This window comes from Variovorax sp. 10L426, from assembly GCF_056395305.1.
This window is the reverse complement of the sequence record NZ_JBFTJF010000136.1, coordinates 1-377: the sequence shown is the minus strand read 5'-3', so window position 1 is coordinate 377 and position 377 is coordinate 1. Positions and strand designations below refer to the sequence as shown.

Genomic DNA, 377 nt, shown 5'->3' with positions numbered 1-377 from the left:
CGTCACGATCGAGCTCAACTACCCATCCACCGAGGTGGAGGGCCTGGCATTGCCGCATCCGGCGCAAGCTACAACGGGAGTCGAGGCATGAAATCCGCACTGCAAAGGCAACCCAGGGCGATCGTCGTCGGCGGATCGCTCGGCGGTCTGTTTGCCGCCAGCATGCTTCAGCGCGAAGGCTGGGAGGTCGAGGTCTTCGAGCGGACACCCGAAGCGTTGACCGGGCGTGGCGCCGGAATCGTCACGCACCCGGAACTGTTCGAGGCACTGGCCACCGCCGGCGTGGTCGTCGACGACAGCATTGGCGTTCACGTCGATACCCGGGTCACACTCGCCCGCGATGGCGCTGTGGTATCGGATCGCCAGATGCCCCAGAC

The 377-nt window shown here is 65.5% G+C and carries 1 protein-coding gene; it reads left to right on the top strand.

The genetic code is table 11. From position 1 onward, the window contains the following. Window positions 1-87 precede the first annotated feature (87 nt). Window positions 88-377 (top strand): NAD(P)-binding protein (locus tag AC1DHL_RS30140; RefSeq protein WP_478164388.1); only part of this gene is annotated, 290 nt, incomplete at its 3' end.